This window comes from Streptomyces longispororuber (assembly GCF_014656095.1).
Lineage (GTDB): Bacteria > Actinomycetota > Actinomycetes > Streptomycetales > Streptomycetaceae > Streptomyces > Streptomyces longispororuber.
Genome location: NZ_BNBT01000204.1, coordinates 1 through 11,849, shown reverse-complemented (window position 1 = coordinate 11,849; position 11,849 = coordinate 1). Strand labels below are relative to the sequence as shown.

Below are 11,849 nucleotides of genomic sequence, written 5' to 3'. Positions count from 1 at the left end.
CGACCGGCGCGTGGCCCGCGCCGACCGCGCCGACGCGGCCCTCGGCGTCGCCGAGTGCCTCGCCGCGGGACCCTGGCTGTGGCGGGAGCTGCGGCTGGCCGACCGGGCCGGGGGCCGGCCGCGGGGTGCGGCGCTCACCCGGGCCGGCATCGACCTCGTCCGGGCCGGACTCGACGGCCCGCTGCCCGCCGCCCTGCTCCTCGACGCCCACCGGCCCTACCTCGCCGACAGCGGCGGCGACGTACTGCGACCGGAGCCCGCAGCCGACGCGCTGGCCTGGGCGGGCACCGTCCGGTGCGGCGTCAGCGGCATGCTGCTGCCCGCGGGCGGCGACGCCTGGCGGGCCCACCCCGAACTGGCCGCGGCGGCGGACGACGAGGGCCTGCCCGTCCACCCGTTCACCTGGTTCCAGGCACTGGGCGCCGCCGACGGCCTGGACGCCATGTTCACCGTCGCGCTCAACGCCACCCGCCACGCCCCCGACATCGGCGCCTGCCTGTGGCGTGCCCTCGCCGACGCCGGGGTCGCCCCGGCCGCCAACAACCTCGGCGTGGTCCTGGCCGACCTCGGCCGCCACGAGGAGGCCGAGCGGGTCTACCGCACCCAGGCGGACCCCGAGGACGCCGCCGTCCTGCTGAACCTCGGCAACCTGCTGCGCGCGACCGGCCGCCACGACGAGGCCGTACGGGCGTACACCGCCTCCGGTACGCGCGGCGAAGCCAAGGCCTGGAACAACCTCGGACTGCTGTACATGGACCGGGGCGAGACCGCCGCCGCCGAGGCGTGCCTGCGCAGCGCCGCCCTCGCGGGCGCCGCCGACGCCGAGTACCACCTCGGGGTGCTCCTCGCGGACCTCGGCCGCGCCGACGAGGCCATGGCGGCCTACGCGCGGGCGTACGCCGCGGGCGACGCGGACGGCCTCACCAACTGGGGCCTGCTGCTGTGCGAGGAGGGCCGGTGGAGCGAGGCCGAGCCGCTGCTGCTGCGGGCCGTCGCGGCCGGGAGCGGCGAGGCGATGTTCTGCCTCGCCCACGCGGCCAGGTCCGCCGGGGACCCGTACCGCGCGGCGTACTGGTACCGGCGGTGCGTCGACGCGGGCGACCCCCGGGCCTGCTTCAACCTGGCGAACCTGCACCGCGACGAGGGCCGGCCGGACCTCGCCGAGCCGCTCTACCGGCAGGCGGCCGACGGCGGCGTCACCGGCGCCCTGCTCAACCTCGGCCTCCTCCTCACCCGGCAGGAGCGCCTCGCCGAGGCCGAGACCCTGCTCCGCCGCTCGGCCGGCCACGGGCACCGCGGGGCCCTGTTCCACCTCGGCGACGTGCTGCGCCGCACCGGTCGGCGGGACGAGGCCGCCGCGCACTGGAAGGCGGCCGCCGAGGCGGGCGAGACCGACGCCGCCGTCGGACTCGCCACGCTGCTCACCGACCCGGCCGACCGCCCGTACCTGTGCGGCGTACTGCGCCGGGCCGCCGAGGCCGGCGACACGGACGCCGGACTCCTGCTGTCGGTCCTGGCGGCGGAGCCCGTACCGGAGTGAGGCGAAGGCCCCGCCGGGCCTGTTCTCGATTCCCTGCGGATCGATGTGCATGGATGCGCGATCGCGGGGCAGACGCACGGCACACCCCCCGGCGGGGGAGGGGGTTCGAGGAACCGTCGAGTGAAAGGTGACAGGTGTGGCTGCCGCGACAGGTGCCGTATCCGAGGTTCAGACGCCGGTGACGCGCGGGGGGACGGACGGTGAACTGCCGCTGATCGAAGAGCCCCTGTCCGTGGAGCCCCGCAACGCCCGCGTCCTGTCCCGGCAGTTCTTCGACCGCCTCGCCGTGCTCGAGGAGGGCACGCACGAGTACCAGTACGTGCGGAACACGCTGATCGAGCTGAACCTCTCCCTCGTCCGCTACGCGGCCTCCCGCTACCGCAACCGCGGCGACGACCGGGAGGACGTCGTCCAGGTCGGCACGATCGGTCTGATCAAGGCCATCGACCGCTTCGACCTCTCGCGCGAGGTGGAGTTCACCACCTTCGCCGTGCCCTACATCGTCGGCGAGATCAAGCGGTTCTTCCGCGACACGAGCTGGGCCGTGCACGTGCCGCGCCGCCTCCAGGAGGCGCGCATCGAGCTGGTCAAGGCGACCGAGGAGCTCTCCAGCCGCCTCGACCGCGAGCCCACCGTCGCCGAGCTCGCGGAGCTGATGTCCCTCCCCGAGGAGGAGGTCCGCGAGGCCCGCAAGGCGGCCAACGCCTACACCTCGGCGTCCCTCGACACCACCCTGCTCACCGGCTCCGGCGACGAGAACGAGGCCGTCCTCGCCGACTTCATCGGCGTGGAGGACGCCGGGTACGAGCGCGTGGAGGACTTCAACAGCCTGGCCCCGCTGATCGGGGAGCTCTCGCAGCGCGACCGGGAGATCGTCCACATGCGCTTCGTGGAGGAGCTGACGCAGGCGCAGATCGGCGAGCGCATCGGCGTGTCCCAGATGCAGGTCTCCCGCCTGCTGAACCGCATCCTCAAGCGGCTCCGCGCCGGACTGCTCCCCGAAGCGGCCTGACCCCGGGCGCCCCGCCGCACGACCCTCTCCGTCAGGGCCCCGGTCCCGGGCCCTGCCGCACGGCTCCCCCTCCCGCCGAGCGGCCCGGGCCTGACCGGGTGGCCCCCCGAACGGCCTGACCCCGGGCCCCGCCCCGGCCGCGCCCCAGCCCGCGGGGGCGGCGACACGTTCGCCGCCCCCGCGGGCTGTGCGCGCTCCGCCCCCGGCGACGGTCCCGCGCCCCGCGCGTCCCTCCCGTCACCCGCCCGGCCCCACTCCCGCGCGCGTCCGACCGGCGTGTCCCCACCGTGGATAGGAAGGACACGTACGTGAGCACCGCGGACGACGAGCGGACAGGCGACGGGACCGACATGACAGACGACCGCACCACACCCCCCGCGCCCCCGGCGGGCGCCTCCCCGACCTGCCTGGTGACCGGCGCCACCGGCTACATCGGCGGCCGCCTCGTCCCGGAGCTGCTCGCCGCGGGCCACCGGGTGCGCTGCCTGGCCCGCACCCCGCACAAGCTGCGGGACCACCCCTGGGTCGGCCGCGTCGAGATCGTCCGGGGCGACGTCACCGACCCCGCCTCGGTCGCCCGGGCCATGAGCGGCGTGGACGTGGCCTACTACCTCGTGCACGCCCTCGGCACCGGCCGCGGCTTCGAGGCCACCGACCGCGACGCGGCCCACGTCTTCGGCGAGCAGGCGCGGCGCGCCGGGGTCGGCCGGATCGTCTACCTCGGCGGGCTCACCCCCGACACGGTGCCCGAACGCGACCTCTCGCCGCACCTGCGCTCCCGCGCCGAGGTCGGCCGCATCCTGCTCGCCTCCGGCGTCCCGACGGCCGTGCTGCGCGCCGCCGTCATCATCGGCTCCGGGTCGGCCAGCTTCGAGATGCTGCGCTACCTCACCGAGCGGCTGCCCGTGATGGTCTCCCCGCGCTGGGTGCGCACCCGGGTCCAGCCGATCGCCGTGCGCGACGTGCTGCGCCTGCTCACCGGCTGCGCCCGGCTGCCCCGCGAGGTCAACCGGACCTTCGACATCGGCGGCCCCGACGTGCTGACGTACCTCGACATGATGCGGCGCTACGCGGCGGTGGCGCGCCTGCCCGCCCGCCTCATCCTGCCCGTGCCCCTCCTCACCCCGCGCCTGTCCAGCCACTGGGTGGGCCTGGTGACCCCCGTCCCGGCCGGGATCGCCCGGCCCCTGACGGAGTCCCTGCGGCACGAGGTGGTGTGCCACGACAACGACATCGAGCGGTACGTGCCCAGCCCGCCGGGTCACCCCATCGGCTTCGACCGCGCCGTCGCCCTCGCCCTGCAGCGCGTCCGCGAGGCACAGGTCGTCACCCGCTGGTCGTCGGCCTCGGTACCCGGCGCGCCCAGCGACCCGCTGCCCACCGACCCCGACTGGGCGGGCGGCAGCCTCTACACCGACGAGCGCGAACGCCGCACCCACGTCTCGCCGACGGCGCTGTGGGACGTCATCGAGGGCATCGGCGGCGAGAACGGCTGGTACTCCTTCCCCCTCGCCTGGGCGGTGCGCGGCTGGCTCGACCGGCTCGCGGGCGGCGTCGGGCTGCGCCGCGGCCGACGCGACGCCCGGCGGCTCAGGGCGGGCGACTCGCTCGACTTCTGGCGGGTGGAGGAGATCGAACGCGGCCGGCTGCTGCGGCTGCGCGCCGAGATGCGCCTGCCGGGCCTGGCGTGGCTGGAGATGCGGGTGGGCGACGACGAGCCCGGGGGCGCGCGCTACCGGCAGCGCGCCGTGTTCCACCCGCACGGCCTCCTGGGCCACCTGTACTGGTGGAGCGTCTCGCCCTTCCACGCGGTGGTCTTCGGCGGCATGGCCCGCAACATCGTCCACGCCGCCGAACGCACCGCGCCCCACCACCCGGCCACGGCACCACCGCCGCCGCATCCGTGACACCGAGCCGCGCCGGGTGCCGCCGCGGCTTCGTCGGCGTCTGCCTGTGCCGGGCATCGTCGCCGCCCGGGTGGCATCGGTGGAGCGGCCCCGACCGCACACCTGCCTCCCTGCCCCGCCACGACCCGCCCAACCGCCCCGCCCCCACCGGAAGAAGCCCCACCCATGCACGTCTCCCTCGTCCTCTTCACGTCCGACCTGCGCCTGCACGACCACCCGCCGCTGCGGGCCGCGCTGGCCTCGGCGGACGCCGTCGTCCCGCTGTTCGTACGGGACCGCGCCGTCGAGGCTGCCGGTTTCGCCACGCCCAACCGCACGGCCTTCCTCGCCGACTGCCTGGCCGACCTGGACGCCGGGCTGCGCGAGCGCGGTGGGCGGCTCGTGGTGCGCTCCGGTGACGTGGCGGAGGAGGTGTGCCGCGTGGCGGCCGAGGCGGACGCCCGCGAGGTGCACCTGGCGGACGGGTACGGCCGGTACGCCGCGCGCCGCGAGGAGCGGCTGCGGGCCGCGCTGGAGGCGGAGGGCCGCCGCCTGGTCGTGCACGACGCGGTCACGGTCGCCGTACCGCCCGGCGAGGTGACCCCCGCCGCCTCCGACCACTTCGCCGTCTTCACCCCGTACCACCGCAAGTGGGAGCGGGTGCCGCTGCGCCCGGCCGTCGGCGCGCCGCGCCGGGTGCGCGTGCCCGACGCGGTGGGCGGCGAGGACCTCTCCGGGCGCGGCGCGGGCGCCGACGCGTCCCCCGGGCTGCCCGCGGGCGGGGAGCGCGCGGCGCGCGCCCGGCTGACCGCCTACTGGCGCGGCGGCCTGGCGGCCTACGGCGACACCCACGACGACCTGGCCGCCGACGCCACCTCACGCTTCTCCGCACACCTGCACTTCGGCACCCTCTCGCCGGTGGAGCTGGTGCACCGCGCCCGCCGGCACGGCGGCCCGGGCGCCGAGGCGTTCGTACGGCAGCTCGCCTGGCGCGACTTCCACCGGCAGGTCCTGGCCGCCCGGCCCGCGGCGGCCCGCGCCGACTACCGCACCAAGCACGACCGCTGGCGCACCGGGCGCGCCGCCGCCGCCGACGTCGACGCCTGGCGCGAGGGCCGCACCGGCTACCCGGTGGTCGACGCGGCCATGCGCCAGCTCCGCCACGAGGGCTGGATGCACAACCGCGCCCGGCTGCTCACCGCGAGCTTCCTCGCCAAGACCCTGTACGTCGACTGGCGCGTCGGCGCCGCCCACTTCCTGCGCTGGCTGGTCGACGGCGACCTGGCCAACAACCAGCTCAACTGGCAGTGGGTGGCCGGCACCGGCACCGACAGCCGCCCCAACCGGGTCCTCAACCCGGTCACGCAGGGCAAGAAGTACGACCCGGACGGCGCCTACGTCCGCCGCTGGGTCCCCGAACTCTCCGGGCTCGCCGGACCCGCGGCGCACGAGCCGTGGAAGCTCCCCGCCCGGGACCGCGCCGCCCTCGGCTACCCGGACCGGATCGTCGACCTCGCCGAGGGCCTCGACCGCTTCCGCCGGGCCCGCGGCAAGCAGCCCTAACGGCGCGTGAGTGGCGGCCGGGAGAGCAGCAGCAGGGTGTGCGGGCCGACCGGTACCTCGCTGTCCGCCTTGTGCTCGGTCTCGTCGGCGAGGCCGAGCGGGTCGGAGCTGTCGATCCGCGTGGTCCAGCGCTCGCCGTACGCGGTGTCCGGCAGCCGGAAGACGACCGGCTCCCGGTGGCTGTTCACCAGGAGCAGGAAGGAGTCGTCCACCACGGGCCTGCCCTGGGTGTCCGGCTCGGTGATCGCGTCGCCGTTGAAGAAGACGCCGACGGCGTGGGCGTCGGGCCGCTGCCAGTCCTCGTCCGTCATCTCGTGCGCGTCGGGCCGCAGCCACACCAGGTCGGGCAGCGGCTGCCCCTCGTGCGTGAGGGTGTCGCCGCGGAAGAAGCGGCGGCGCCGGAACACCGGGTGGGCGGCGCGCAGGGCGATGGCCCGCCGGGTGAAGGCGGTGAGCGCGCGCCGGTCCTCGTCGAGGTCCCAGTCGACCCAGGAGATCTCGTTGTCCTGGCAGTAGGCGTTGTTGTTGCCCCGCTGCGTGCGGCCCAGCTCGTCGCCGTGGGCGAGCATCGGGATGCCCTGCGAGAGCAGCAGTGTGGCGAGGAGGTTGCGCTGCTGGCGCGCCCGGAGCTCCAGGACCGCCGGGTCGGTGGTGGGGCCCTCGACGCCGCAGTTCCAGGACCGGTTGTCGTTCTCGCCGTCCTGGTTGTCCTCGCCGTTGGCCTCGTTGTGCTTCTCGTCGTACGACACCAGGTCGCGCAGGGTGAAGCCGTCGTGCGCCGTGACGAAGTTGACACTGGCCCGGGGCCGGCGGCGGTCGTGCTGGTACAGGTCGGAGGACCCGGTCAGGCGGGAGGCGAACTCGGCGAGCGCGTGGTCCGCGCCGCGCCAGAAGTCCCGTACGGAGTCCCGGTACTTGCCGTTCCACTCCGACCACAGCGGCGGGAAGTTGCCGACCTGGTAGCCCCCCTCGCCGACGTCCCACGGCTCGGCGATGAGCTTGACCCGGCTGACGACGGGGTCCTGCTGCACCAGGTCGAAGAAGGCCGACAGCCGGTCCACGTCGTGGAACTGCCGGGCGAGGGTGGCCGCGAGGTCGAACCGGAACCCGTCGACGTGCATCTCGGTGACCCAGTGGCGCAGCGAGTCCATGACCAGTTGCAGCACGTTGGGGTGGCGCATCAGCAGGCTGTTACCGGTGCCGGTGGTGTCGAAGTAGCGCGCCGGGTCGTCCTCCACGAGACGGTAGTACGAGGCGTTGTCGATGCCGCGGAAGGCGAGGGTGGGGCCGTTCTCGTTGCCCTCCGCGGTGTGGTTGTAGACCACGTCGAGGATGACCTCGAGTCCGGCCGCGTGCAGCTTCTTGACCATGGCCTTGAACTCGTCGACCTGCTCGCCGCGGGAGCCGCGCGCCGCGTAGGCGTTGTGCGGGGCGAAGAAGCCGATGGAGGTGTAGCCCCAGTAGTTGGACAGGCCGCGGTCGCGCAGGAAGCCGTCCTGGACGTACTGGTGCACCGGCATCAGCTCGACCGCGGTCACCCCCAGGGAGACGAGATGGTCGACCACCGCGTCCGACGCCAGCCCCGCGTACGTCCCGCGCAGCTCCGCGGGCACGCCGGGGTGGCGCAGGGACAGGCCGCGCACGTGCGCCTCGTAGATCACGGACTCGGCGTACGGGTGCCGCGGCGGCCGGTCGCCCTCCCAGTCGAACGAGGGGTCGGTGACGACGGAGAGCAGGGTGTGCCCGGCGCTGTCGGCCGGTTCGGGGCCGTTGGCCGCCCGCTCGAACAGCGAGGGGTGGTTGTCCACCTCGCCCTCGAACGCCCGCGCGTAGGGGTCGAGGAGCAGCTTGGCGGGGTTGCACCGGTGGCCCGCGGCGGGGTCCCACGGGCCGTGCACCCGGTATCCGTAGCGCTGTCCCGGGCCCACTCCGGGCAGGTAGCAGTGCCAGACGAAGCCGTCGACCTCGGTCAGGGCGGCGGTGTCGTGCGAGCCGTCCTCGTGGACGAGGACGAGGTCCACACGGTCGGCGACCGCGCTGAAGAGGGCGAAGTTGGTGCCCTCGCCGTCGTAGGTGGCCCCGAGCGGGAAGGGGCGTCCGGTCCAGGTGCGCACGCTGCTGCCTTTCTACGGGAGGACGTGGCCGGGCGGCTGCCCGGCGCCGGCGGTCGCGGACGCGGTCGCGGCACCGGCGATCGCGGCACCGGCGGTCCGGCCCCCGGCGGACGCGGACGCGGCGGCGAGGCCGGGCCGCGGGTCCGCCGCGCTCGTGAGGACGGCGACCGGTACGGCGCGCGGCTCCGGGCGCGCCTCGCGGAGGGTGGGCGCGGGCGTGCTGGGCCGCAGCCGGGCGCCCACGTGCGAGCGGGCGCGGTGCGAGAACCAGATGATCTTTCCGTGGGTCGCCGGGTAGTTGCCCCAGCCGTCGCTCAGCGCGGCGATCTGCGCCAGGCACCCCTGCGGCCCGTAGTGCGGGTCGGGCAGGTCGGGCTCGTTGTCCGAGACGGCGGTGATGAGGTGCTGCCCGGTCCACCACATCTCGATGCCGGTGTTCTTGTCCGAGCCGTTCTCCTCGACCGCGCGCAGCAGTACGCCGACACAGTGGCAGACGCGCTCGGCCAGGGTCTCCAGGCCCCAGTGCCGGAGGTGCGCGGCCAGAATGCGGCTGACCTGCTCGATCCGCTCGGGGCTCACCTCCACGTCGAGGTGGTAGTAGCAGGGAAGTGCGGTCTTCATCGCTCTTGGCTCCTCTCAGCGACCCCCTGGCCCGCCGTCCCGCCGGACGGTTACCGGCTGCGGAGCGTGACCATTGATCGCTTGTGAGTTGTTCTCAATGTGACCGCACTGCTCCATTCGTGCAACGCGAGACGGGTGTGCCGGGCGTTCGAAGATCCAACAGGACGCTGCGTGGCCGGGCGTGCACCATGGGTAGGAAATTCGACCGGCACATCCGCGACCCCTCCGTGCACCGCGGTACGGCTTCGGCAAGGTGGCCCCGCGCGCACAACGGCACGACAAGAAGGTGACGAGCGTGACGCTGTTGCCTGCCAGAGCTGAAGTCGCGCGGTACCTGGACCGGTACCGGGCCTGGGAGCGCCTCACGCTCACCTACCCGGCCGACCGCACCGCGCGGGCGCACTTCGAGAGCGCCGCGTACACCCTGTGCGTGCTGATGGGGGAGTGCACGGCACGCGTCGCCGCCGACGCGGCGGAGCGCTACGTGGGACTGCGGCCGCCGCCCGGCGGAGCGCCGGGCGGCGGCCGGGTGGCCCGGGCGCTCCGCCACCGGGGAGCGGCCCTGTCAGGACGAGTGGTGAAGGAGAGAACGATGCGTCCAGCTCCGGCGACACCCTCGCCCGCGCCGCCGCCCGTCCCCGGGCTCCCGGCCGCCGGTGCCGCCCTGGGCGCGGCCGCCCACGGCCGGGCGACCGCACCGTCCGCCGCCCCGCGTCCCACCGCCCCGCCGTCCGCCGTTCGGCCCGACGCGGCCACGTGCACAGGCACGTGCACAGGCACGGACACGGGGACGGGGACCGGGACGGGCACGGGGACGGACGCGGACCCCGATGCGGACACGGACGCCGATGCGGACACGTACGCGGCCACGGACACGCCCACACCCACACCCGCTCGCACGGACACGGACACGGCCATGGGCACGGACACGGCCATGGGCACGGACACGGACACGGACACGGCCATGGGCACGGACGCGGACGCGGGCACGGACGCCGAGTGCGGGACCGGGACCGGGACCGTGACCGTGCCCGTCCTGGACGTCCAGCCGGTCATCGACGGCGGCCGCCGCCCCGTCAAGGCGGTCCCCGGCGAGACCTTCCAGGTCACCGCCACCGTCTTCGGCGAGGGGCACGAGGCGGTCGGCGCCAACGTCGTCCTGGCCGGCCCCGGCGGCCGGAGCGGCCCCTGGACCCCGATGCGCGAACTCTCCCCGGGCAGCGACCGCTGGGGCGCGGAGGTGACGCCGGACGCCGAGGGGCGCTGGACGTACGCCGTGGAGGCCTGGTCCGACCCCGTCGCGCGGTGGCGCCGCGCGGCCACGGCCAAGATCCCGGCCGGGGCCGACACCGACATGACGCTCGAAGAGGGCGCACTGTTGTACAAGCGCGCCGCCGGGGGAGCCCCGCCCGGAGCGGGACGCCGGGCGCTGCTCGCCGCCGCCGAGGCGCTCCAGGACCGGCTCCGGCCGCCCGCCGCCCGCCTGGCGGCGGCGCTCACCCCGGAGGTGGACGCCGCGCTCGCCCGCCACCCCCTGCGGGAGCGGGTCTCCCGCTCCGAGGCCCTGCCGCTGCTCGTCGAGCGGGAGAGGGCGCTGTTCGGCGCGTGGTACGAGTTCTTCCCCCGTTCGGAGGGCGCGGTGCTCCGTCCGGGGGAGCCGCCCGTCTCCGGCACCTTCCGCACGGCGGCGAAGCGGCTGCCCGCGATCGCGGACATGGGCTTCGACGTGGTGTACCTGCCGCCCGTCCACCCGATCGGCAGCACCTTCCGCAAAGGGCCCGACAACTCGCTGACCGCCGGGCCGCACGACGTGGGGGTGCCCTGGGCGATCGGCTCCGCGGAGGGCGGGCACGACGCGGTCCACCCGGACCTGGGCACCCTGGACGACTTCGACGCCTTCGTCCGCAGGGCCGGTGAACTCGGCCTTGAGGTCGCCCTGGACTTCGCCTTCCAGTGCTCGCCGGACCACCCGTGGGTCACCCGGCACCCCGAGTGGTTCGCGCACCGCCTCGACGGCACCGTCGCGTACGCGGAGAACCCGCCGAAGAAGTACCAGGACATCTACCCGATCGCCTTCGACAAGGACCTGCCAGGCCTCGTCGCGGAAGCCACCCGGCTGCTGCGCTTCTGGATGGGGCACGGGGTGCGGATCTTCCGCGTGGACAACCCGCACACCAAGCCCCTGGTGTTCTGGGAACGGGTGCTCGCGGACATCAACGGCACCGACCCGGACGTCGTCTTCCTCGCCGAGGCGTTCACCCGCCCCGCGGTCATGCGGGCGCTGGCCCGCGTCGGCTTCCAGCAGTCGTACACGTACTTCACCTGGCGCGACACCAAGGCGGAACTCACCGACCACCTGCGGGAGCTGGCCACCGAGACGGCCCACTACCTGCGGCCCAACCTGTTCGTGAACACCCCCGACATCCTGTCCGGGTACCTCCAGGAGGGCGGCCGGCCGGCGTTCGCCGCGCGGGCCGTGCTCGCCGCGACGCTCTCCCCGAGCTGGGGCGTGTACAGCGGGTTCGAGCTGTGCGAGAACACCCCCGCCGCCCCGGGCAGCGAGGAGTACCTGCACTCGGAGAAGTACGAGCTGCGCCCGCGCGACTGGGCCGCCGCCGAACGCGAGGGCCGCACCCTCGCGCCCCTGCTCACCACGCTCAACCGCGTCCGGCGGCGGCACCCGGCGCTGCGCCTGCTCCGCAACCTGCGCTTCCACCATGCCGACAACGACGCGCTGCTCGTCTACAGCAAGCGCGCGGGCCCGGACGTCGTCGTGGTCGTCGTCAACCTGGACCCCCACCACACCCACGAGGCCACGGTCACGCTGGACCTGCCGCGGCTCGGCCTCGACCGGCACGCCTCCGTGCCGGTGCGCGACGAACTCACCGGCGAGACCTACCACTGGGGGAGCTCCAACTACGTGCGGCTCGGGCCGGGCGGCGCCCACGTACTGACCGCGACGGGTGCGCCGGCCGCGACGAGGGCCCGGGACGTCGGCGAGGTGAGTGAGTCGGCCACGTCCCGCGACCTTCCCCGCCGCTGATCGGAGGGTCACCCACATGATCGTCAATGAGCCCGTCCAGGACACCTTCGAGGACACCCCCGCCAAGGAC

The 11,849-nt window shown here is 74.9% G+C and carries 7 protein-coding genes and 1 pseudogene; 6 read left to right on the top strand and 2 right to left on the bottom strand.

All coding sequences use genetic code 11. The features are described 5' to 3' along the window. The 4 genes from IE330_RS35375 to IE330_RS35360 all read left to right on the top strand — a co-directional run. Positions 1–1,540: tetratricopeptide repeat protein (locus tag IE330_RS35375; RefSeq protein ID WP_190140279.1), on the top strand; the 1,540-nt coding region annotated here is incomplete at its 5' end. A 178-nt stretch (positions 1,541–1,718) separates the two neighbouring features. Further along, the gene (locus IE330_RS35370; protein ID WP_190140278.1) at positions 1,719–2,552 is read left to right on the top strand and encodes an RNA polymerase sigma factor SigF; all 834 of its coding nucleotides are present in this window, start codon (positions 1,719–1,721) and stop codon (positions 2,550–2,552) included. Between the two features lie 350 nt (positions 2,553–2,902). Beyond that, on the top strand, positions 2,903–4,459 hold the full coding sequence (locus IE330_RS35365) for an SDR family oxidoreductase (protein WP_190140280.1): 1,557 nt from the start codon (positions 2,903–2,905) through the stop codon (positions 4,457–4,459). Positions 4,460–4,624: 165 nt separating this feature from the next. Next, positions 4,625–6,001 (top strand): cryptochrome/photolyase family protein, encoded by a 1,377-nt coding sequence (locus IE330_RS35360; protein ID WP_190140277.1) that lies wholly within the window; start codon positions 4,625–4,627, stop codon positions 5,999–6,001. Here IE330_RS35360 and glgX read toward each other — a convergent pair. Together glgX and IE330_RS35350 are read right to left on the bottom strand one after the other, a co-directional pair. Next, on the bottom strand, positions 5,998–8,115 hold the full coding sequence (glgX, locus tag IE330_RS35355) for a glycogen debranching protein GlgX (RefSeq protein WP_190140276.1): 2,118 nt from the start codon (positions 8,113–8,115) through the stop codon (positions 5,998–6,000). The genes IE330_RS35360 and glgX overlap by 4 nt on opposite strands. A 12-nt stretch (positions 8,116–8,127) precedes the next feature. Then, positions 8,128–8,736, bottom strand: a complete 609-nt coding sequence (locus tag IE330_RS35350; protein WP_229926151.1) for a pep a2 — start codon at positions 8,734–8,736, stop codon at positions 8,128–8,130. A 253-nt stretch (positions 8,737–8,989) separates the two neighbouring features. Here IE330_RS35350 and IE330_RS39440 point away from each other — a divergent pair. Together IE330_RS39440 and IE330_RS35345 are read left to right on the top strand one after the other, a co-directional pair. After that, positions 8,990–9,211: pseudogene (locus IE330_RS39440) on the top strand (DUF5133 domain-containing protein); the annotation flags it as partial. Between the two features lie 489 nt (positions 9,212–9,700). Beyond that, complete coding sequence (locus IE330_RS35345; RefSeq protein ID WP_229926152.1) at positions 9,701–11,779, top strand: alpha-1,4-glucan--maltose-1-phosphate maltosyltransferase; 2,079 nt, start codon at positions 9,701–9,703, stop codon at positions 11,777–11,779. The last annotated feature ends 70 nt before the right edge of the window (positions 11,780–11,849 follow it).

Bases quoted from the DNA above. Each gene is read 5' to 3' on its own strand.
- IE330_RS35350 (WP_229926151.1), bottom strand. From the start codon at position 8,736: ATGAAGACCGCACTTCCCTGCTACTACCACCTCGACGTGGAGGTGAGC.
- IE330_RS35345 (WP_229926152.1), top strand. From the start codon at position 9,701: ATGGGCACGGACGCGGACGCGGGCACGGACGCCGAGTGCGGGACCGGG.
- IE330_RS35365 (WP_190140280.1), top strand. From the start codon at position 2,903: ATGACAGACGACCGCACCACACCCCCCGCGCCCCCGGCGGGCGCCTCC.
- IE330_RS35360 (WP_190140277.1), top strand. From the start codon at position 4,625: ATGCACGTCTCCCTCGTCCTCTTCACGTCCGACCTGCGCCTGCACGAC.